This window comes from Bacillus sp. SRL337 (assembly GCF_984799155.1).
Genome location: NZ_OZ481793.1, coordinates 2,964,153 through 2,985,627 on the forward strand (window position 1 = coordinate 2,964,153; position 21,475 = coordinate 2,985,627).

Genomic DNA, 21,475 nt, shown 5'->3' on the forward strand with positions numbered 1-21,475 from the left:
ATCTGTTCCATCAGACAAATCCCCCTGCCAGCACTTAGAACTTGGCTTATTCTTCAGATTAATGGCCAACTCTTCTTTAGCTTGCAAACTTGTTGGTTAATCCCGTCTCATCCAACTCCGGCACAACAGCATAAAAAAAACCGCCCAGAAACAGGCGGTCCACCATAGCTTTATTGGTCTTTCCTCGGAGGTCTCGGCCCCCAATATTGATAATAATCTGTCCTGATGAATCCATTGAACAGTTTGCGTTTTTTCGTAGCTTTTTTGCCATATAATTCTTCAAAGCCTTCATGGGAAGTCATGATATATTTCGACCACGTTTCCATTTTATCGAAGGCTTCCCCCATCGCTTTGTACATCTGCTCGACTTCTTTACGTTCCCCGATCCTCTCTCCGTATGGCGGATTTCCGACGATGACACCATAGCTCTTGTCACTATGAAAATCTTTCACCTGCATCTGTTTGAACTGAATCAATTCACCCAGCCCTGCCTCAAATGCATTGTTCTTTGCTACTTCGACCATTCGGTGATCAATATCGGTTCCCATGATTTCAAGCGGCTGATCATATTTAGCAAGATCTTCTGCTTCCATTCTCACGTCACCCCAGATTTTTTCAGGCATCCATGGCCACTCTTCGGAAAGGAAATCCCGGTTGAATCCGGGAGCGATATTTTGCCCGATGAGCGCAGCTTCGATAGGAATCGTCCCTGAACCGCAGAATGGATCGGCAAATGGTCTGTCCGGGTTCCAGGTAGTTAACTGGATCAATGCTGCTGCAAGAGTTTCTTTTAATGGAGCTTCCCCCTGGCCGATCCTGTAACCGCGCTTATGCAGCCCTTGCCCGCTTGTATCGATGGTCAGTGAGGCTACATCTTTATGGATAGCGACCTCCAGTTTAAATACTGCACCGCTCTCCTCGAGCCAGCTGGTCCGATGATAAGCAGATTGAAGCCTGTTAACAATGGCTTTTTTGACAATGGCCTGACAATCGGGAACACTGTAAAGTTTCGATTTAACCGATTTCCCCTGTACAGGGAATTGGGCATCTACCGGCAGATAATCTTCCCACTGAAGAGCTTTCGTTTTCTCGAATAATTCATCGAACGAATAAGCCCTGAATTCACCGACTAGTATCTTTACGCGGTCGGCTGTACGGAGCCACATGTTTGCACGGGCAATCGCTTTCCCATCGCCTTCAAAGATGACTTTTCCGTTTTCCACTTCACATTCATAGCCAAGATCTCGTACCTCTTTGGCTACAAGAGACTCCAGGCCCATCGCCGCAGTGGCAATCAATTTGAACTTCATTATTAATTCACCCTAACTTTATCATTATCATTTCAATTTGCCCCCATAGGTTAAAGGCAATTCTTATGTATTTCCATTCTAAGTGTAACCATTGGAGATGACTTTAAGCAACAGATAGACAGAATCTTATAAACCTGATCCTAAGAGAGAATATCCCTTTCAAAAGGCCTTTTTCGTAAACTTTGTTCCTATTTAATATAAACGGAGAAGTATATGCCCTATTTCACCATTTATATCTCGAAAAGCAAAAAGAAAAGTACTGCTCTTCCAGTCAGATAGAAAAGCCCTAGTATCAAAGCTGAAAATCCGCTCCTTTAGATTCTCCTAAAGCAACAATTAATACGAAAAACAGCATTCAAAAAAACAAAAGCTCCCCTATGAAGGAGAGCGTCGTTTATCAATTATTATTCCCCAAAATAACATTCTGTAAGCCATGTTTTGTTCCTTCGTACTGCAAGCGATGGGTAATCTCGTACTCCGGCGGCAATCATCTATCTACGAAACAATTGTTTCGTCCTTCTTCTCGTTCAATTCCTCAAAGAAGGTGCCCCTACCATATTTTGGGTTTCTCGCTCGTGGGGTTTACCTCGTTCCACTCTTACAATTTCTTGCAAGACTCCGTCACTGTGGCACTTTCAAGGTATTCACACCATATCCGAAAGACTTAGGTGTTTTCCCTGCCGTCAATCTGCGAATGCAGACTGCCCTAGCTTATGAATTGGCTAGGCACGAACACTACAGGCATCTCAGCACCGTGCGAGCATGGACTTTCCTCTACAACAGACGTTGCAGCGATTACCCGAATGTTATTATTAGTATATCCAAAAAGTAATTATACACTACTATTCATGATAGTACAAGAGGTACTAAATACCAGGATCTCAATCGTACAATTTGTTTCCAAAAACATGTTTCTCAAGGTTCGATAGTCTTTTCAAGATGTCAAAATTAGTCGTTCCTGTTTGCTGCTGTTGTGAAGGCGGACGGCGATTCGATTCTTCCAGCTGCTTTTTCAAGCGCAGATTGTCTTGCTGCAGGTCTTCCATTTCCTGATGGAAAGTTTCATAGTCTTTAATGATTAAATCCAGAAATTTATCAACGTCTTCTTGCTTGTAGCCGCGCATTCCAGATTTGAATTCTTTTTCAAGTATGTCTTTTGCAGTTAATTTCACTTTATCAGATATCATATTTTCACCTCTAAATTCAACCTACATCAAGTATATTTTTTCAAAAAAAGCTTTATTTGTCAATTTTTCTTTCATTCAATAGTATTGAACTGTTCTTCTTCCACTATCCATTGCAAATCCATAAATGTAATCTGATGGATTTCCAAAGGGTGACTTTCCTTATATTCCTTTGCTGCTTTATAAAAATATTGAGGGGAGCCTTCTTTCTCTTCATCATAAAGAATGATGACAGCGTCACTCTTATGTAAGAATAACTGATCCCTGTTCCTGAACTGGGCAGGACTGGTATATGGCTTTTTGGAAACACTGTCTACAAAATCGGCTTGGGAAATAATCATTTCATAATATTCTTTATTGTTTTCATTCCACTTTTCTTCCTGTTCTAAAAAGGGAGTCAAAACAGCCAGCTTCAAGTCAGGATACTCAAGCTGGAGGTCAAAAACCACCTCTGCTGCCCACAATTCCGTTCCCATCTGTCCACTGATCAAAACCCACTCAAGTCCGCTGTCAAGAAGGGACTCCAGCTGTTTCTGAATGGCTGCCTTAATAAATTTCAACGCCGGTTCATCATCTTTGAAGATACCAAGCTCAAATGCTTTATATCCTGTTACAGCTGCAACAGTGCCCACTTCCAGACCTCCTTGCAATTAAGATGTTCTCTCCACTATAATCAATTCTGAGTCCTTTGTAAAATAAAAACAAGGACACATATTGTGTCCTCGTTGGTAAGGCGTTACCTTCCTGGTCCGTAAGGTCCAAATCCAGGACCGCCCATTGGCCCCATAGGTCCCATTTGTCCGGGAGCCCCTCCTGGTCCAGGTCCCTGGCCGCAATTGAAGTGCTGATGGGAGACACTGTCCACCATTGATTGGCTCTGCGGAAAATAATGCTTATGCTGATACATCTGGTTATTCACTATCGTCGTATGCTGTGGATGAACATGAGGAACTTCATAGGTTGAAAAATTATCCACCTTACAGCATTTAGTTGGATGCATAACGGTCGGAAGAACTTGATTAGGTCTGCAATGCATACTAATTTCTCCTTTCATCTTTGTATCGGTACATTAACAGCCTATGATGAAAGGAGGGAACATGTACTAATGCAAACACCTATTTTTCAAGGCTTTCGCTTATGAAACTCCGTTCGACATTAAGGACAGCCGATCAGAGAAATGTATAAGAACCGTCTTTCAAGTTTGAAAAGATGAAAACGGTTAAGCATATGACAACAAAAAATAGAAAAACTAAAGCTCTACTCATCATATTTCATCCTATCTTCTTATTTTTAGAATCAACGAATTTCAACACAATTCAACATTTTACAAAACTAAAGAGGATTCCTCAATAAGAAATTCTTGGATTTCGTGAATTTTTTGTCAATTATCAAAGAAAATAACGAAAACTGCGGTTACCTGGGAAATTTTCGTCTATTTCGCTAATTTTCTTTCCAGACGTTCCATCCTTTTTGTCAGACCTGTTAACATCTTCTCATTTTTGAATTCTTTTTTTACCAATTCCTCATACGCTTTTTCACTAAACATCATGGCTGTTTCCAATTCCTTGAATTGATGTTCCGTCAGTTTGGCAAGTTCAATACAGGCTTCCAATCTCAATTCTTCCGGTCCCACCTCAGATACTTCAATCCAGTAATCAAATGCCGCGGTGTATTTCTTTAACCGCTTATATTGATAGGCGAGGGAATGTTTGGCCGCTATTGACTCGTTTCCATTTGATTCTCTCACCAGCTGCTCCAATCTAATGACTGCCTGTTCCTTATCCCCAAGGTAATCAAACCATTTCCCGACAAGCAGCTTTTCTTCGGAACCTTGATCAGAATCAATCCCAAGAATCTGAAAGCTGAGGTGACTATATAGGACAACCAATGAGAGAATATCCAATTCATTATGCAAAAGCACCTTGAGCATACCTTCCGGATCTTTTCTTTCCACAAAATCAAAAAAGATCATCGGAGCCAAATAACCAGGTACGTCATCTGTCCGGTGAAAATCAAGAATTTCCTTTTCCACATTGCTCAATTTAACAGAATCCATTTTTGACTTCCAGAGCCTTCTGCTCCCATGAAACAAATCAAAATGACCAAATGAAGGAAGTCTGGGAACATGTTCCCTGATCAATGTGTGCCGTGTTTTCACCTGAGGCCAGTCAAATGCTTTTCCGTTATACGTGACAAGTGTATTATAGTCCACCTTTTCAAGAAAGCTGTGATAAAGGGGAATCTCACTTCCCGGCTGAGGAAGGATATGCTGCCTCAGAATGAGCTTATCTTCCATGATCCGGGCATATCCCAGCAGGAAAATGGTGTTGCCGGCTCCGCCCCCGAGTCCTGTGGTTTCGGTGTCAAAGAAAAATAAATCTTTAACAGTCATTCCTTTAGATGATAAGGGGTGGCTGCCTTCAAACTGATTCCATGCCTGTAGCGCTTCCCTGACCTGCCCCAGCTGATATTTCCCGTGATAATCTGAAAGGTTATATACTTTCTCCTTGATTAAACAATAGTCGTCATCAAGATAATAAGGTATGACCCCTTGGCTGGACCATGTATCCATATATGGAATATCCATCTGCCTTACTGGCTCGGCCATCTTCGGCAAAGAGTTTTCTGGTTCCCTTACAATATGGCTTTTCATACGGTTCAGCTTGTTTTTCAGTGACATTTTCACCCCTCCTATCGTTTTAATGCTGACTTTGCAGGAACATATCCAGTAATCTCACTGAATCATCTTTCGCTTCTTCTGAAGAGATATCTGTACCGATGCAAGACGGACAGCCGCTGTTACAACGACAGCGGGCAATCATCCTTCTTGCCTCAAGCAGGATTTCGGACATCTGGTCATAAACCTTCTCACTGAGGCCGACCCCTCCGGGATACCGATCATAAATAAAGATTGTCGGCTTTTCATTGTGGGCTGCTTTTACTTGGGGAACAACAAAAACATCACTTGGGTCACACATGACGAACAGAGGTACGATGGCCTTAAGGCTCTGGGCAAGACCGATTAATCCCTGTTCAATTCTGTCGGTGGAAAGATCGATCTCTTTCTTTAATGATACCCATGTTGAATTGGTATGCAGCTCTTCTTCCGGCAGATGAATCGGCCCCGACCCAATATTCTCATGCGTATCGAACTTGATCTTTTTAAAAATAGTTGCCATCGCCTGGACTGTTACATCCCCATAGGCTGTTTCTGCCGCATCATTGCTCTTTGACTTATCTTCTTCAAGCACTCTAAGCTGTACGGCCAGATTCGCATCAGTAAAGTAATCGACATCGACTTCCCTTACAAAAGCTTTCTTTTCTTCCCAGTCAAGCAATTCCACTTGATACTGTATGCCTTGATGTAAATAGATGGCTTCGTCATGAAGCAGCGTCATTGCAGAGAACCTGTCCATTTCCCCGATGACCTTCACGTTTGCTACATCACTCTGATCGATGATGATGACATTTTCCTGCGAAGCCGATCTCAGACTGATGTTATGGGCCGGAAATGAATCGTTCATCCAATACCATTTTTGACCATTTTTGTGGAGGACCCTCTCCTCGGATAGGAAGTCCAGGATGTCTTCAATGTCCAAACCGCCAAACTGCTCTCCTTCCGTGAAAGGCAGTTCATATGCTGCACATTTCAAATGGTCGATCAGAATGATAAGATTGTCCGGGTTGATCCTGGCGGTTTCCGGTGAGTTCTCGAAAAAATACTGTGGGTTTTCAATTATATATTGGTCCAGAGGGCTCGAACTGGCAACCATGATGACAAGGGCTTCATCCTGCCTTCTTCCCGCCCGTCCTGCCTGCTGCCATGCACTTGCAATTGTTCCTGGATATCCAGTCATGACACAAACCTGCAGCTGGCCGATATCGACCCCAAGTTCCAGTGCATTCGTACTGACCACTCCGTATATCTCTCCGTTGCGCAGACCTTTTTCGATTTCTCTCCGCTGCGTCGGCAAATAGCCGCCGCGATATCCGCGTATGGATTTCGGTCCGAGCTGGGATTTAACCAGTTCCTGCAGATAAGTCAGAATGATTTCCACCCTTACTCTGCTTCGCGCAAACACAATGGTTTGAATTTTATTTTTTAGAAGAGATCCGGCAATATCCCTCACTTCCAGGGTAGCACTTCTTCTGATGTTCAGGGGCTTATTGACTATTGGAGGATTGTAGAACACAAAGTGTTTCCTCCCGCTTGGGGCGCCATTATTGTCAATCAAGGCCATTTCCTTCTCTGTCAATCCTTCAGCCAATTCTTTTGGATTGGCGATAGTCGCTGAAGTACAAATGAATATTGGGTCACTCCCATAGAATCTGCAGATTCGTCTCAGCCTTCTCATCACGTTACTGACATGGCTGCCGAATACTCCCCGGTAAATATGAAGCTCGTCTATGACGACGTACTTCAGGTTTTCGAAAAGCGAAACCCACTTTGTATGATGAGGCAGGATCGCGGAATGAAGCATATCAGGATTGGTGATGACTATATGTCCTGCCTTTCTGACTTTTTGGCGTATGTTTGCAGATGTATCTCCGTCGTATGTATAACTGTTAATATCCGCATCCGCTTCAGCTATCATTTCATTGATTTCACTTTTCTGATCCTGTGCCAGTGCTTTCGTTGGAAAGATATAGAGTGCTCTGGTATTCTTGTTCTCCAGAATCGACTGCAGGACAGGAAGGTTGTAGCAGAGTGTTTTACCAGATGCAGTAGGGGTTACAGCTGTAAAACTTTTTCCTTCCATTGCAGTGTCAAAAGCAGTTGCCTGGTGGGTATAAAGCTTTTCAATCCCCCTTTTCTCAAGTGCTGATTTGAGCTTGGGGTGGAGTCGCAACGGCAGTTCTTTATGCTGTGCCTTCTTTTCTACGATTGTATGCCAATGGACAATTTGCCCTTTATGTTCTGAACGATGTTGAAACTGATCAATCATTTCTTGTAAGTTTCTTTTCCGAAGCATCTTTTTCACCTCTATTCCTATTTTAGCGAATAAACGTTCGAATAAAAAGAGAAAAAAATGCCAGGCAATAATTGGCTATCAGCCAACACGCCCGGCAATTCGCTTATTCATTATCTAAAATGAACTTTTTTATCTCCAGTGACAATTTCTCTGGTTCCTCGTAAACCCCCATATGTCCCGAGTTTTCAAGGACAACTTTCTTGATATGGTTTCCATCTGCTGTAAACGTTTTTTCCTGCGGCACTATAGAATCTTTTGCTCCTGCAACTAATAAAATCGGAAGCCTGCTGTCTTGGACAATCTTGCTGAGGTCTCCTCTGCTGCGCATGGCTTTTAAGGTTTCCTTCGCACCCGCCGGGCTGGTGTTATATCCAATTTGTTTGGCTTTTTCTATTTCTTCCTCGTATTCTTTCAGTCTTTCCTGGTTGAACAGACTTGGAACGAGGTTATCTATGAAGGTCTTCATTCCTTGTGAATCAACTTGTTTGATGGATTCCGTTCTCTTGTCTTTCCCTTTTTCGTCATCCGGCAATGGGGTCGAATGGATCAACCCAAAACCCTTCAGCTTTTCAGGGAATCTTTCTGCAAGGGACAATGTAACATATCCCCCAAGTGAATGGCCAAACATATAAACGTCTTTAAGCTGTTTCTGATCCATGAAGTAATTAATATCCAAGGCCATATCATCTATGGTATAACCACCCTCAGGAATCCCTGATTCTCCGTGGCCTCGGAGGTCGACGGTAATTACACGATAATGATCAAGAAGAGGCATGACCCTTTCCCAATAATCCGAACTTCCGCAAAAGCCATGCAGGAGGATAACCGTTTCCCCTTCTCCATGGTCTTTGTAAGCAAGTTCATTTACGCCGACACGCTGAGTATCCATAACTAACCCCACCCTTATTGAGAATCTATTCTCTATATTGCCTTTATCGAGATCGAATAAACGCAGTTGGACATTTAACACTTTATTTCCTTTTACATAAAATAATAGGTGAAAACGTTCTGAAAGGAGACAAGTATAATGGAAGGTAATCTGCCTGAGAAAAAGAGGCCGAAGTTCGGTGAATTAATGGATTCGTTTTTTCAAGAAAAGCCGGTAAGGGGCATCCTGGAAAGTATCGATGACTTTTTTTCCTCCCCATTCCCTTATGGCGGTTTCCCTATTGATCTTACGGAATCAAAAAACAACTATACTATTACAGCAAAACTTCCCGGCGTAAAAAAGATCAAATCGACATCGATGTCTTTCAAAATCATGTAACCATCTCGGTTCTAAACCAGGAAAGCCAAACCACTCAGGATGAAAAATCCAATGTCTTATTCCAAAAACAGCTGAAACAACATAACTCCAGAACCATCCCTCTGCCCGTAATGGTGGACGAAAGAAAAGTAAAAGCGGTGTATGAGGATGGATTATTGACACTTAAAATTGGAAAACTAAAAGGGAAAAAGGTTGAACTTTAAGAACAAAAGCGCAAGCGCCTTGATCAGCCCCGACAGGCATAAGACGAGCCGGCAGGAAGGGTGCCCTTTACCCTTCTTGAAGGATTGGCTTATGACCCCGAGGGGCTAGGCGCTGGAGCTGGATGATACTAAAGCGCAAGCGGCCGTTCAGCTCCGTACAGATTGGAGGGCTTCTGCATGAGATAAAGGAAACATAACGAGCGTAGTGAGTTGATGTTGACTTATGGCAAGGAAGAAGACCGAAATCTGCTAGGAGCTGGCCGCTGGGGCTGGATGAAGAAACCTCCATTACTTCCCCCACCTCACGCCTTTTATCATCCCTATACAATCAGAAAAAGCTCAGGGGGACGCCCCTGAGCTTTTTCTGATTCAATCCTTATACCTTGAACATCCCACCCAGCCCCTTTACCATCGAAGAAACCTGGTTTACTGCACTCATCATTTGTCCTGCTGTATTCATCATCTTGTTAAAATCAAGTGAACCATCTTGTGACTTGAATGATTTCATGATGGTTCCTACACCCGATGACTGCGGCTTCACCATAAAACTCCCCTTTGGATAAGGATTCGTCATGCCCTGGTATTCGTTATAACCACCTTGCTGTGTATAATAACTGGTTTCTTCCGGCTGCAGCGGATTTTGAAAATATTGATGGCTGTATGGAGATGGCTGAGAATAAAGCCCATAATGGCCTTGCTGGTTCATGTAATCTGGGGCTGGGCTATACGGAGCGGGCGGACCATACTGCATCTGCTGGTACTGCTGTCCATTTTGGTATGGTGAAATAGGCATTGAACCAGGGTAACCAGCTGGGTATCCATTAAAACGGGTCGTCGAAAACCTTCTATTAATATAGTGGTTCATTCCATTCATCCTCCTGACAAAGGAATCTCTACTACAAAATATGTTTCAGACAGAAAAATGTGCAGATGCCCGGTAAAGAGCAGGAAATGATATCACTACACAATTCGACAAAACACCGTTTTTTGTCGGAAGTTCCATTTTTCTTACAACTTTAAATATTTTAATTCCATGTTAGTATTACGGTATAAGGGGAAGCGGGATAAACCCGCCTTATACAAACGTATCCAGGGGAGGAATCATAATGAATTTAGAAGAATTCCAGCAACTATTTCATGAGAAATACCATTTTAAACCTGCCACGTTAAATGAACTATTGACCTTTGCCCGAAAAAGTTACATTTTGAATGATATTAGCATCAATGATTACAGGCAGCTCGTAAAGGAAATAGAAGCAGCATATCCACTGCCTGAATCTCCAACCGTTTCTCAATAGAAAAAAAGCAGATAGACAGAGGGACAAGATCACAATGATCTTGTCCCTCTGTCATTTGAACCATCAGCTTTACCGGGAATGCCTTCTATTAGTTGCACAACTGATCAAGAGTAGTCCTTAATACGTAATGAATCGATTGTGAATGACTGATAAACTTTTTATAACTTGCTTTAGGAAAGAATGCTTGAATGGATATCATCTCCAGATTTTCGGCGGTGTTGATTATTTGGCTGGGATGCAGATTCTTTGGTCTATCTTCTTTCATCCATTGAAGTGCCGTTTTGTGCCAGAGGTCAATTCTTTCTTTGGCATTGTCTGCAAATGGCTTGACTTCTTGATAGAAGTCCCCTTCTTCGCCGCTTTCTCGAGTTTCTTTATATATTCTTAATATCTCCCCATTCAAATCAAGGAGTTCAGAAGTTAAGTGTTTAAGGTTTGTCACTAGTCCCCCTCCTAAGCTTTTAAAAACTATATAAACGATGATAGAAAAAAAAGCAGCTTATCAGCCACTTCAATCACTCTTCATTTTATGTGGTTTTATAAGATAATTCAAGATTATCGAAACGATTCGCCTTATCCAGCGGTGTCTCTCCATACAGGCTCAACCTTAGGAGGATCCTGGTTTCTGCCTTTGTATACTTCTTTTCCGCTCTTGACACTTTAAGTTTCCTTTCTGATAGTAAAGCATTTCGTTCTTCATTTACCCTGACATTTATCTTCTCTTCCAGATCATTCAATTGACTTTCGATATCAGACAACAGCACGAGCAGGTCATTATTATTCGCCATACACACAGCCTCCTCAGATTTTGATTACTTAAGGTATTCTCCCTCCATTTCCAACTACCTTCACGCCTGACAAAACTAGTACTCTTTCGGCAAAGAAAGTCGCAATAGTACATTCTGCATAGAGATTTTCGACACAAACACTGCATGAAAATGGTGCCGATTTAGAACACTATAAATAGGAGGTGTTATGAAATATGGCAAAGAACGATAGTAAAGAACAACGCATTCGAGAAACAAAGCGCAAGCAAACAAAAGCAGGACAGGGAAATCCTAAACTAGAAGGTCCTGACCGTCCTTCAACTTAATATACCTTTGGCTTAAAAAGTGCCGGTGCATGCTCATTGACAGAGTGTACCCGGCACTTTTTATCATTTACGGAAAAGTTCTTCCATTTTGATCATCTTTTGCAATTGTCTTTGTTTGTTAAAATACCATCCGTTCAATTTGACAGGTTCTCTAACCACTGATCGTTTGAACCACTTTTCCTTCACCTTTCTTTTTTTTGTCCAGTCAACCAATGGATTGCGAATATGGTGTTCCTTCACTTCAAATGCTGTTCTCAAAATGGGTGTTCCAGTATAAGGGGCTTCATAACAAAAGCGTTCATAATCTCTTCTGGATCCGGTATGCTCAACAGAAAAAGCAAACTTGTTGAAATATCGGTACAAATCTTCATGAAAAAGTATTTGAGACAGCCTGTTTCCAAGTGATATGCGGCTATCCAGCTTTCTGAATTCACTTACACTGGCTCCAAAAAGGCTCCCTCCCATCGTTGGGAAGATTACTGAACTGAAATGTAAGTGGTCCTCCAAAAAAAAGAACCAGCTTTTAAAGACCTTCCGTTTATAAACGGGGTGCTGAATCACCGGTTCGTTGATTACATTTTGTTCATTGATGATCAAAGATTGCATCAGCCTGTCCTTGTCCCCCTCCTTCCAAAAACGGTTCCATTCTTTTTGCATAAATGCAGACACAAAAAATTCACGAAAAAAGTGAAACATTTCTATATTTAATTGCGTCATATAATGATGGATCAGCAACTGAGGAAAAACATCATGGAAGATAAGCCAATTCGCTCTTTCGTATGTATAGAACAGCATGCGTCGTGTCTTTTCGTCCATAATGGCCGGAAGCCAGGCTCCCTTAAGGTCGCACATATTCCAACCTGCATTGCGTGAGACCATCGAGGCTAAAAAAGACCATTTTATTTCCGGGTGTAATAGGTAATACTCTTGATAAGCCTTTGTTCTTGATATATTATCCAAATTATACTGAAAGGTCTTTTCCCGGATGACCTTGATTAGTTGTTCAGAAGTTTCAACAAGCGAGCAATCGGGTAAAAACGGTTGAAAAAATGATTTTTTGTTCATAGAAACCGCCTCATTAGTCATTATAGGGTTATCATGACGAGATTTAGGCAAATTTATTCACCCATCTTCTTGACGTATCTGATATGATATAGATTAGTTTGTGAGGTGTGAATATGAAGTTCCATTATCCGAATGGAAAAAGATTTATTCCAGGTGCTTCCTCTGCGGGAAACAAACCAGCTGAAAAGAAAGTATCCTACAGTAACCGAGGCATGACCCTGGAGGAAGATATCAATGAAACAAACCAATATTATCTGGTGAACGGAATTGCGGTTATACATAAGAAGCCGACACCGGTGCAAATCGTCGATGTGCATTATCCCCAGCGAAGCGCTGCTGTCATTAAGGAAGCATATTTCAAACAGCCTTCGACAACAGATTATAATGGTCTCTATAAAGGAAGATATATCGATTTCGAAGCAAAAGAAACAAAGAATAAAACTTCCTTTCCCTTGCAAAATCTCCACACTCACCAGATCAATCACATGAAACAGGTGGATGAGCAGGATGGTATTGCTTTCATTTTAATCCGTTTTGCCTCGACAGAAGAAATCTTCTTCATGAAGTTCAATGAGCTTTTTAAATATTGGGAGAGAATGGAACGCGGCGGAAGAAAATCAATCAAAAAAGAGGAAATCGAAGAAGATGGGGCCAAAATTGGTTTAGGCTTATATCCCCGTATTGATTATCTTAAAACCGTGCAATCTTTATATTTTTGAAATCTTGTCATCTCTTGTTCAAGCCGTATGACTAACTACTTAAGCGGCTGAAGGTGAACAAAAGAGATAGATGAAAGTGAGGAAACAATCTATGTCTGGTCAATATAAATCCAGGGAAGAAAAACGCCTGGCACAACAAAAAGCTAAAGGAAAAGGAAATAAAAAAGGCAAGGGCAAGAGAAAATCTTTTTTCGCCAAGGCATTCATCAGTTTATTTATCATTGGAATCATCGGGATGCTTTCAGGTGCCGGGCTCTTCGCCTATTATGCAAGCAAAGCTCCAAAGTTGGATGAATCACTGCTGAAAGACCCAATTGCATCGGAAATTTATGATATGAACGGTGATTTGATCACTACCGTAGGGACGGAGAAAAGGGACTATGTCAATTACGATCAAATTCCTCCTCTAATGGAAGATGCCATCCTTGCCACGGAAGATAACCGCTTCTATAAACATAACGGAATAGACCTGATCCGTCTGGGCGGCGCCGTGATTGCCAACGTCACGAACGGATTTGGATCAGAAGGTGCCAGCACCCTGACACAGCAGGTCATCAAAGGTTCATTCCTGACCCCTGAAAAAACCCTTGAGCGTAAAGCACAGGAAGCTTGGCTTGCAGTTAAGTTAGAACAGGAGTATACAAAACAGGAAATCTTTGAAATGTACTTCAACAAAGTTTATATGTCATCGGGAATCAATGGTTTTGGAACAGCTGCAACCCACTACTTCGGGAAAGAATTGAAAGATCTTGAGCTTCATGAAGCAGCCTTGTTGGCAGGGATGCCGCAAAGCCCTAATAACTATAATCCGTTTGATTACCCCGAAAAGGCTGAAAAAAGAAGGAACATTGTACTTAGCTTAATGAATCAGCATGGAAAGATCACCAAAGAAGATATGGAAAAGGCTCAGGCAGTTCCTGTAACAGACTCACTTGTTTCAGAAGAGACACGTGAAGAACGTTCTGTTGATAAATATGAGGCATTTGTTGATGTGGTCATTGATGAAGTTGCCGATCTAGGTGACTATAACCTGTTCACTGATGGATTGAAGGTCTACACGACAGTCGATCCTAATGCTCAACAGCGTGTGGAAGCAATTCTTGCGGGAGAAGCGATTGATTTTGCTTATCCTGAAAGGTTTGATGAATTAATGCAGGCCGGGATTACCCTGCTGGATACACAAACAGGGGAAATTCGCGCCATTGGCGGAGGAAGAAATTATGGAGAAGAAAATAAACGCGGGTTTAACTTTGCTGTAGATGCTAAAAGGCAGCCAGGCTCCACCATCAAACCCCTGTTGGACTACGGGCCTGCTATTGAAAATCTTAAGTGGTCAACCTATCACCAAATTAAAGATGAACCTTATCAATATACCGGAACAGATACCAATATAAATAACTGGGATAAAAGATTTAAAGGAAACATCTCGATTCGTGAAGCACTTTGGGATTCACGAAATGTACCTGCAGTAAAAGCACTTCAGGAAGTAGGCCTGGAAGAAGGAGGAAGCTTCCTTCGAGGCTTAGGGATCAACTTTGAGGACACCTTTGAAGCGTATGCCCTTGGTGGTACACCAGGAGTCAACTCGGTCCAAATGGCAGGAGCCTATGCTGCATTTGGTAATGGTGGCGTGTATACTAAACCGCACTCTGTTTCGAAAATTGTCCTTAGAGATGGGGAAACCGAAGTAACCGTGGACCCTGAACCGAAAACAGCAATGAAAGACTATACAGCCTATATGATCACGGATATGTTGAAAGATGTACTGAAACCAGGGGCAACTGGTGTCTACGGCAATGTGCCAGGTTTGGCAATGGCAGGTAAATCCGGGACGACCAACTATACCGATGATGACAGAGCTAAATATAATGTCGCAACGAATGAAGCACCTGATTCTTGGTTTGTAGGTTATACGACGAACTATACCGCTTCAGTCTGGACGGGTTACAGCGATAGAAAGTACCCACTGAACCCACAGGAACGTCATATCGCCCAGTTTATTGTGAAAGACTTGATGAGCTATGTTTCTCAGGATATTGATACTCCTGATTTTAAAAAGCCAAAGAGTGTTGTGGAAGCACCTGTCGAGAAAGGCTCTAATCCAGCCCGTCTCCCTAGTGATTACACACCTGAAGACAAAATCACTTATGAACTATTCGTTCGCGGAACAGAACCAAGCAAGGTATCTGAACAATATGATAAGCTGTCTGGACCTACAGGCTTAAAAGCAGATTTTGATGATGATAAGAAAACCATCACCCTTACCTGGGATTATAAAAACGAAGATAAGAAGCCAAACTTTGAAGTTACCGGCTCCTTTAATGGTGAGGATGCAAAAGTCCTTTCTACCACTTCTGAGAAAGGGCTGATTGTTGAAAACATTGCCGCAGACGGCACCTACACATTCACAGTTACCGCTGTAGATGGTGAACAGCGCAGTGAACCGGCAACTGTGACCTACACTGTCCAAAACCAGGAAGAACCTGAAGAAGAACAAGAAGATGAAGGTGCAGAAGGTAATCCTGAAGATGAAGAAAATCAGGATGGAAATAATGAAGATAACCAGAATGAAGATGGGGACGGAACCGGCGAAGGTGACAACAATGAGGATGAAACAACCCCACCTGCCAATGAAGATGCCGGCAATGGAGATAATGAAGGCAATGGCGAAGTCCAAAGCCAGAATAATGGTAATGGTAATGGTAATGGCAATGGCAATGCCGGTAACAACTCCGGAAATAACAACTCAACTAACCAACAATAAAAGAAAACAAAAACAGCGTCTGAACTTAGCAGACGCTGTTTTTTCTATCTCTGTTTCCGAATCGCCATATGCTTAGCATATTGTTTCATTTGCTCAATAAATAATTGATTCAACTGCTTATATGAGTGGAACAATGACGGCTGAATCATGACGAAACCCAATCTCTCTTCTGCATTCACCGGCTTGATTGACATTCCTTGTAATTCTTCCATCCACAGGGAAGGTTTTGCAGGCATTCCGTTGGTCCAGAATAAATACATCATAAACTGGGCTATGGCCTTGATCATTAATGAATTTATTTCCTTTCCTTCCCTTGCTGTAAAGGCTCTTTTCAATTCCTCGCTAATCCCACTCCATTCCACTTCCATCGTTTTAATGTGTGAAGCGGCTTCCCATGGAAACGCTGCTCCTAAGATCTCGTTATAATAAAGAATTTCGTAAGAAAAAACAGGGTCTAATGAATCCGGATGCTGATGATTCACTGCTATCCTCACATCATTCTCTGAGAAAAAAAGAGGATGCTTGACCTCTTGAGGAACAGGCAAGAAAATATGCTTATCCATTACTTTTCCTCTTCATCCGCTTTTGTCCTTCCCGGCATAACTCAAGGAGCGGACAAATCTCACATTGCGGAGATTGAGCTTTACAATGATATCTTCCAAAGAAAATCAATCTGTGATGGGTATCGGTCCATTTTTCCCTGGGGATTTTCCGCATCAAGGTCTTCTCAACCTCTAATACACTGTCTTTCCATCGACAGATTCCAAGGCGTTTACTCACCCTTTCGACATGGGTGTCAACTGCCAAAGCAGGTTCCCCAAATGCCACAGAAACTACCACATTGGCGGTTTTACGCCCTACACCCGGCAGTTTGACAAGCTCATCTCTCGATTGAGGCACTTCCCCCCCGTATTCTGTCAAAAGCAGTTCACAGAGGCTTCTGATATTCTTAGCCTTATTTCTATACAGCCCGATGGACCTTATATCTTGCTGGAGCTCTTCTAAGCTGACTGAAAGATAATCCTCAGGGGTCTTATACTTTTCAAAAAGGCTTCTCGTCACTTTATTGACCAGCACATCCGTACATTGGGCTGACAATAGCACGGCAATAACCAGATCAAATGGATTGCGGTGATTCAATTCACAATGTGCATCAGGAAACATTTTTTCCATTTCCGTCAGGCAATACTCTATTTGACTTTTATTCAACATATATTTTCACCACTGATTCAGTTATATATTTTTGTATGTATCCTTATTATAGGCCGGTTACAAAAACAGGGAATGTCATGTTCCTTATGACATCCCTTCTTTGCTGAATATTCTTTGTTGTTTCAGAAGATGTCATGCCTTGCTGTTGCTATTGTTCCAGCCAATTATAAAAAGGAACTGTTTTTTTATCTGATTTCGATGCCTGTGATGCCGACTGCACTTTTTGATGCGGCCGGAACCTCTCACCATGCTTTTTCGCCTGTTCAATGGTTTTGACACCGTTCTTCTTCCATTCAAACAAGATGCGGTCAATGTATCGAAAATTTAATTTACCGGAAATAACAGCTTCCCGCAGTGCTGCTTTTATAATATTGACATTATGTTCATCCTGGTCAATCCACATGGCAAGCGTCTCGCATTCCAAAGGAGAAAGCGGCCTGCTGAACTCTTGTTCGAATACAGTGTACAGATCTGTTTCTTCAAGCAGGTTTTTTTCCATATTTTCCGCTTTGCTATCAGACAAGATAAACTCTGCCAGCTTGTTCCATAGCGGTTTTAATGAATACTTTTCATAAAGAATCCCGCTGGAGGAATTACCTTCTTCTATTGACATATATTGATTTTGAACGAGCCTTCTCAGTATCGAAGAACACTCCTCACTGGAAAAACTCATCTTGGCGGAAAGTTCTTCAGGAGTAGGAAAATCGTTTCCTTTTTCAATAAAAGAATATACTTGGAGCAGCAAAACAAATTCAGATTCACTTAAACCAAGCTTATTATAATTGGAAAGCAGCAGTTGAGGAATGCTGACAGTGCCCTCTTCCACCCAACTGACCATCAATTGTTTATAATCCATAATACGCCCACCTCACCTAATAGTATATCATGATGAAAGAACCACTGAACATGGAAAAGACTAGATGGTATAAAATGATGTATTTTTAAAAAGAATGATTGGTTCCCGGAGCGAAAATCAACTTATTTCACAACAGCCAATGTGAAAACATAAAAAATGGCCAGGCATCAGCTACTGACCATACTTTTATAAATAACATTGTTTTTCCGGCTGCGATTAACTCAACCATTTCGTTTGTAAATGAGACGTGTGTACTTCAAAACAGAACCCGTTTATATCTTAGTAATGCCTTTTTTTATGTCCCTTTGACCTTATCTTTGGTGAAAATGGCTGGATCGCTTATGCTGTATTTCCACTGGTTAAAAATGACTGACTGCCTTGATACGTTGCAAAGCAGCCGGGATATACTCGAGTCCATGTTCCGCTCTTCTGATCCATGCTATATTTCTCCCAAGGAAAGACCAATGCGGAAGTAAGGTACAAATCCGTCCAGCATGGTATGATGCTGAGGCGTACAAGTGGTATCTGGAATTATGCAAAGCCGCAGCACCCCTTATATTAAAACAAGCGGTAACAGAATAAACTGTCACCGCTATGATATTTAGTTGGCTTCTTTAATTTTTTGCTGGACAAAAGAATGGATTCTCTCCAATGCTTTTTCAAATAGATCAAGGGATGTCGCGTATGATAACCGGATATTATCTGGCGATCCGAATCCAGAGCCAGGTATGACGGCTACCTCTGCCTCTTCAAGCAGAGCCTTTGCAAAAGCATCCACTGAATCGTAACCGGATAGCGAAACAGCCTCCTTCACGTTAGGAAACAAATAGAAGGCACCTTGAGGTTTGATACAATGGAAGCCCGGGATGGCATTTAGCTTGTCAAAAACAATATTTAATCTCTCTTCAAAAGCCTTTCTCATATCTTCAACAGGTTCCTGAGTCCCGTCATACGCAGCAATGGCCCCATGCTGTGAGGTGGTGGTAGGATTAGAAGTCGAATGACTCGCCAGATTTGTCATGGCTTTTATAAGCTTTGCATCCCCAGCTGCATAACCAATCCTCCATCCTGTCATGGAATGTGATTTGGAAACCCCATTGATGACAATGGTCTGCTTATTCAACTGGGGGGAAATCTCTGCAATTGATACATGCCTGTTCCCTTCATACACCAGCTTTTCATAGATCTCATCTGAGACGATGAGTATATCTTTCTCAAGGCAGACCTCTCCGATCGCTTCTAATTCCTGCTTGCTGTAAAGCATGCCTGTGGGATTGCTTGGTGAATTGATGATCACTGCCTTGGTTTTTTCCGTAACAGCTTCCTTTAATTGTTCAGCGGTGATTTTGTACTCATTTTCTTCCTTTCCTTCAATGAATACTGGATTGCCTCCTGCCAATTTCACTTGTTCAGGATAACTCACCCAATATGGAGTGGGGATTATGACTTCATCCCCCTCATTGAGAAGAACCTGGAACAAGGTATATAAAGCATGTTTCGCTCCGCTTGTGACTATCACTTCTGCAAGGTCATAGGCAATGCCTTGATCACGCTTAAATTTATTCATGATCGCTTCCTTCAATTGAGCCAGGCCGCCGGCAGGAGTGTATTTTGTATGTCCTTCATCCATTGAAGCAGCGGCTGCAGAAATGATATGCCCAGGAGTATTGAAATCCGGCTCTCCTGCCCCTAGAGCAATTACATCTACCCCTTTTGACTTCATTTCTTTGGCCTTTGCAGTAATAGCAAGGGTAGTTGAAGGGGTTAATGCACTAACCCTATCGGCTAATTCCCATTTCATACGCATTTCCTCCTTAGAGATTTTCAATCTTTCTCCACCACTCCCCGCTTTCAAACAAGAGGTAGTAATAGTTCAAATGCTCATTTTCATCAAGATAGGTCAGTTCCCAAACAGGACCGACGCTTTCCATTCCTAATTTAACCGAAAGGATTTCACTTACATCGTTTTCTTCCTTCAGTTTATTAATCGCTGCCTCTTTCGAGATACCATCAGCCCACTTTTTCACAATGATATCTCTATCTTTTTCTGGAACCCATACGACGATTTTTTCATCTTCCGAATTTCTTCCAGTGATAACCACATACGATTTATTTCCATTGTACAGGGATACATCTTCGGTTGAGGCGACATCTGCTTCCGCTTCTGCTCTTTGAATGGCTGCTTCCGCTCTGTCGTTAACAGGTGACCTTGCTTTCAAAAAAATGGCCGTGATGCCTGCAATGACCAAAATAGCTGCTAATACTACAAAAAATATAATTTTCTTCATTTCATCACTTCTTTATGTACGATATATTGTGAAGACTGCCTTCTCCTGGTCTTCAGGATCCAACGCCAGTCCAAACATCAGATCTCTTTCCTTCAGTGTGCGGTTTAATGCATCGACCACCTTATAAAAATCAGGTGAATGCTGAATCTTGACTGTCGATAACACTTCAATTTTGCTTTCCAATGATAATCCCCCTTACATCACAAATATTGTTATAAATATTGAGTCAGGATTATGACACAATAACAATAGAACCATTACCCATTATACCAGCATTCAAGCGTAATCCGAACACATTCAAACAAAATTAAATTCTATTCCACACACACTTCTTCAGAGGGCTGCCCCGGCAGTCCTCTCGTATTGCACCTGATTATCCAAGGACTTGATTTTCCTCTGGAAAGGTAATCACTTCGTAGTTATTTTCATTGAATTTAATGGTGATAAGCCCGTGACGACCAGTAAAATATACATCGATCCAGCTTTCATGAAACAGTTCCAGTAAATCTGTATGATTGAATTTTTCCTTTTCACGATAGAAAATGGCTGTCTGCGGGTCAATATGATTCAACAACTTTTCAGATAGCAACTCCGTGTTATCATACAACGGTACCTTCAGGATGTTAACATCGCTTAACTGTTCATGCATCAATGAATCTTCCGCTGAAGGAGAATGGGACGTCAGCCACAGAAAACGATGCGGCAGAGCCGTTACCGTAAAATCAAGCCCTTCATCTTCCTGATTTCCTTCAAATATAACATCCAGGGTAACCTCCGCATTCAAAGAAAGCCTTTCTCCTTTGTCAAGAGCATGCACATTCATACCCTGAAGCTGAAGGTCTTTCGCGAGATTGGAACCTGTGAGGATTTCTTCCACTTCCCATTTATCAATGACTGCTCTGAGGGAATCAGGCTGATATTCCGTCCGATCGGTAATAAAGACTCCCTTGATTTTTCTGATGCCGAATTTACCCAATACAGTGTCAAGATTCTTTAATTCATTGAGTTCCCCTGTATTGACTAAATAGTCTACTCCGCCAGGGAGATGTATGATAGCAGCTTCACCCTTTGCAAAAGGCAGGAACGACAAGGCAAACTCATCAGGTTTCAGTTTCAAATCCACCTGGGGACCTGCTGCTTGTATATTCCCTTCTGCAGACAGAAAAAACATCGTTAAAAAGACTGCCATTATAACGTTTTTCATGATCTAACATACCTCCCGTTCACTTCTACATATAGAGTA

The 21,475-nt window shown here is 41.9% G+C and carries 23 protein-coding genes and 1 other RNA gene; 5 read left to right on the forward strand and 19 right to left on the reverse strand.

All coding sequences use genetic code 11. The annotated features are described in order from the left end of the window. Nucleotides 1–170: 170 nt before the first annotated feature. The 8 genes from AC4E8A_RS15135 to AC4E8A_RS15170 form a co-directional block, all read right to left on the reverse strand. Nucleotides 171–1,313: a THUMP domain-containing class I SAM-dependent RNA methyltransferase gene (locus AC4E8A_RS15135; protein ID WP_490198885.1), complete on the reverse strand. Its 1,143-nt coding sequence runs from the start codon at nucleotides 1,311–1,313 to the stop codon at nucleotides 171–173. A gap of 419 nt (nucleotides 1,314–1,732) precedes the next feature. Next, nucleotides 1,733–2,117: RNase P RNA component class B (gene rnpB, locus AC4E8A_RS15140), an RNA gene on the reverse strand. Between the two features lie 74 nt (nucleotides 2,118–2,191). Continuing rightward, nucleotides 2,192–2,497 carry a cell division regulator GpsB gene (gpsB, locus tag AC4E8A_RS15145; protein WP_490194045.1) on the reverse strand — a complete coding sequence of 102 codons (306 nt, stop codon included), beginning with the start codon at nucleotides 2,495–2,497 and terminating at the stop codon, nucleotides 2,192–2,194. A 71-nt stretch (nucleotides 2,498–2,568) separates the two neighbouring features. Beyond that, nucleotides 2,569–3,126, reverse strand: a complete 558-nt coding sequence (locus AC4E8A_RS15150) for an SLOG family protein (protein ID WP_490194046.1) — start codon at nucleotides 3,124–3,126, stop codon at nucleotides 2,569–2,571. A 104-nt stretch (nucleotides 3,127–3,230) separates the two neighbouring features. Further along, a complete protein-coding gene (locus AC4E8A_RS15155) occupies nucleotides 3,231–3,530 on the reverse strand; it encodes a CotD family spore coat protein (protein WP_490194047.1) in 300 nt (99 codons plus the stop codon). Nucleotides 3,531–3,926: 396 nt separating this feature from the next. After that, complete coding sequence (locus tag AC4E8A_RS15160; protein WP_490194048.1) at nucleotides 3,927–5,174, reverse strand: ribonuclease H-like domain-containing protein; 1,248 nt, start codon at nucleotides 5,172–5,174, stop codon at nucleotides 3,927–3,929. A 19-nt stretch (nucleotides 5,175–5,193) separates the two neighbouring features. After that, nucleotides 5,194–7,467 (reverse strand): DEAD/DEAH box helicase, encoded by a 2,274-nt coding sequence (locus tag AC4E8A_RS15165; RefSeq protein WP_490194049.1) that lies wholly within the window; start codon nucleotides 7,465–7,467, stop codon nucleotides 5,194–5,196. A 103-nt stretch (nucleotides 7,468–7,570) separates the two neighbouring features. After that, the gene (locus tag AC4E8A_RS15170) at nucleotides 7,571–8,356 is read right to left on the reverse strand and encodes an alpha/beta fold hydrolase (RefSeq protein ID WP_490194050.1); all 786 of its coding nucleotides are present in this window, start codon (nucleotides 8,354–8,356) and stop codon (nucleotides 7,571–7,573) included. A gap of 138 nt (nucleotides 8,357–8,494) precedes the next feature. Here AC4E8A_RS15170 and AC4E8A_RS15175 point away from each other — a divergent pair, with 138 nt between their 5' ends. Further along, nucleotides 8,495–8,734, forward strand: coding sequence for a hypothetical protein (locus AC4E8A_RS15175; protein WP_490194051.1), 240 nt, complete (start codon nucleotides 8,495–8,497; stop codon nucleotides 8,732–8,734). A 2-nt stretch (nucleotides 8,735–8,736) separates the two neighbouring features. Further along, nucleotides 8,737–8,937, forward strand: a complete 201-nt coding sequence (locus tag AC4E8A_RS15180; RefSeq protein WP_490198886.1) for an Hsp20/alpha crystallin family protein — start codon at nucleotides 8,737–8,739, stop codon at nucleotides 8,935–8,937. A gap of 376 nt (nucleotides 8,938–9,313) precedes the next feature. On the opposite strand, the gene AC4E8A_RS15185 is transcribed toward AC4E8A_RS15180, so the two are convergent. After that, nucleotides 9,314–9,802 (reverse strand): YppG family protein, encoded by a 489-nt coding sequence (locus tag AC4E8A_RS15185; protein ID WP_490194052.1) that lies wholly within the window; start codon nucleotides 9,800–9,802, stop codon nucleotides 9,314–9,316. A 241-nt stretch (nucleotides 9,803–10,043) separates the two neighbouring features. On the opposite strand from AC4E8A_RS15185, the gene yppF reads away from it, so the two are divergent. Then, nucleotides 10,044–10,235 carry a YppF family protein gene (gene yppF, locus AC4E8A_RS15190; RefSeq protein ID WP_490194053.1) on the forward strand — a complete coding sequence of 64 codons (192 nt, stop codon included), beginning with the start codon at nucleotides 10,044–10,046 and terminating at the stop codon, nucleotides 10,233–10,235. Between the two features lie 88 nt (nucleotides 10,236–10,323). Here yppF and AC4E8A_RS15195 read toward each other — a convergent pair whose 3' ends face one another. From AC4E8A_RS15195 to AC4E8A_RS15205, 3 genes are all read right to left on the reverse strand, one after another. Further along, on the reverse strand, nucleotides 10,324–10,677 hold the full coding sequence (locus tag AC4E8A_RS15195) for a YppE family protein (RefSeq protein ID WP_490194055.1): 354 nt from the start codon (nucleotides 10,675–10,677) through the stop codon (nucleotides 10,324–10,326). A gap of 85 nt (nucleotides 10,678–10,762) precedes the next feature. Continuing rightward, nucleotides 10,763–11,023 (reverse strand): hypothetical protein, encoded by a 261-nt coding sequence (locus tag AC4E8A_RS15200; RefSeq protein WP_490194056.1) that lies wholly within the window; start codon nucleotides 11,021–11,023, stop codon nucleotides 10,763–10,765. A 368-nt stretch (nucleotides 11,024–11,391) separates the two neighbouring features. Further along, nucleotides 11,392–12,393 (reverse strand): DUF2515 family protein, encoded by a 1,002-nt coding sequence (locus tag AC4E8A_RS15205; protein WP_490194058.1) that lies wholly within the window; start codon nucleotides 12,391–12,393, stop codon nucleotides 11,392–11,394. 113 nt (nucleotides 12,394–12,506) lie between these two features. Between AC4E8A_RS15205 and recU the strand changes: the two genes are divergently transcribed. Both recU and AC4E8A_RS15215 read left to right on the forward strand, forming a co-directional pair. Beyond that, the gene (gene recU, locus AC4E8A_RS15210) at nucleotides 12,507–13,112 is read left to right on the forward strand and encodes a Holliday junction resolvase RecU (protein ID WP_490194060.1); all 606 of its coding nucleotides are present in this window, start codon (nucleotides 12,507–12,509) and stop codon (nucleotides 13,110–13,112) included. Nucleotides 13,113–13,203: 91 nt separating this feature from the next. Further along, a complete protein-coding gene (locus AC4E8A_RS15215) occupies nucleotides 13,204–15,876 on the forward strand; it encodes a PBP1A family penicillin-binding protein (RefSeq protein WP_490194062.1) in 2,673 nt (890 codons plus the stop codon). 44 nt (nucleotides 15,877–15,920) lie between these two features. Here AC4E8A_RS15215 and AC4E8A_RS15220 read toward each other — a convergent pair whose 3' ends face one another. The 7 genes from AC4E8A_RS15220 to AC4E8A_RS15250 all read right to left on the reverse strand — a co-directional run bounded on the left by AC4E8A_RS15220 (nucleotide 15,921) and on the right by AC4E8A_RS15250 (nucleotide 21,436). Continuing rightward, nucleotides 15,921–16,439 carry a YpoC family protein gene (locus tag AC4E8A_RS15220; RefSeq protein WP_490194063.1) on the reverse strand — a complete coding sequence of 173 codons (519 nt, stop codon included), beginning with the start codon at nucleotides 16,437–16,439 and terminating at the stop codon, nucleotides 15,921–15,923. Further along, nucleotides 16,432–17,088 (reverse strand): endonuclease III, encoded by a 657-nt coding sequence (gene nth / locus AC4E8A_RS15225; protein WP_490194065.1) that lies wholly within the window; start codon nucleotides 17,086–17,088, stop codon nucleotides 16,432–16,434. The genes AC4E8A_RS15220 and nth overlap by 8 nt, the downstream gene beginning before the upstream one ends. A 148-nt stretch (nucleotides 17,089–17,236) precedes the next feature. Then, nucleotides 17,237–17,944: a DnaD domain-containing protein gene (locus AC4E8A_RS15230; protein WP_490194067.1), complete on the reverse strand. Its 708-nt coding sequence runs from the start codon at nucleotides 17,942–17,944 to the stop codon at nucleotides 17,237–17,239. A gap of 601 nt (nucleotides 17,945–18,545) precedes the next feature. After that, nucleotides 18,546–19,745, reverse strand: coding sequence for a pyridoxal phosphate-dependent aminotransferase (locus tag AC4E8A_RS15235; RefSeq protein ID WP_490194069.1), 1,200 nt, complete (start codon nucleotides 19,743–19,745; stop codon nucleotides 18,546–18,548). A gap of 13 nt (nucleotides 19,746–19,758) precedes the next feature. Continuing rightward, nucleotides 19,759–20,232 (reverse strand): cell wall elongation regulator TseB-like domain-containing protein, encoded by a 474-nt coding sequence (locus AC4E8A_RS15240; protein WP_490194071.1) that lies wholly within the window; start codon nucleotides 20,230–20,232, stop codon nucleotides 19,759–19,761. 12 nt (nucleotides 20,233–20,244) lie between these two features. After that, nucleotides 20,245–20,415 (reverse strand): YpmA family protein, encoded by a 171-nt coding sequence (locus tag AC4E8A_RS15245; protein ID WP_490194072.1) that lies wholly within the window; start codon nucleotides 20,413–20,415, stop codon nucleotides 20,245–20,247. Between the two features lie 190 nt (nucleotides 20,416–20,605). After that, nucleotides 20,606–21,436 carry a ComEC/Rec2 family competence protein gene (locus tag AC4E8A_RS15250; RefSeq protein ID WP_490194074.1) on the reverse strand — a complete coding sequence of 277 codons (831 nt, stop codon included), beginning with the start codon at nucleotides 21,434–21,436 and terminating at the stop codon, nucleotides 20,606–20,608. Nucleotides 21,437–21,475: the final 39 nt, after the last annotated feature.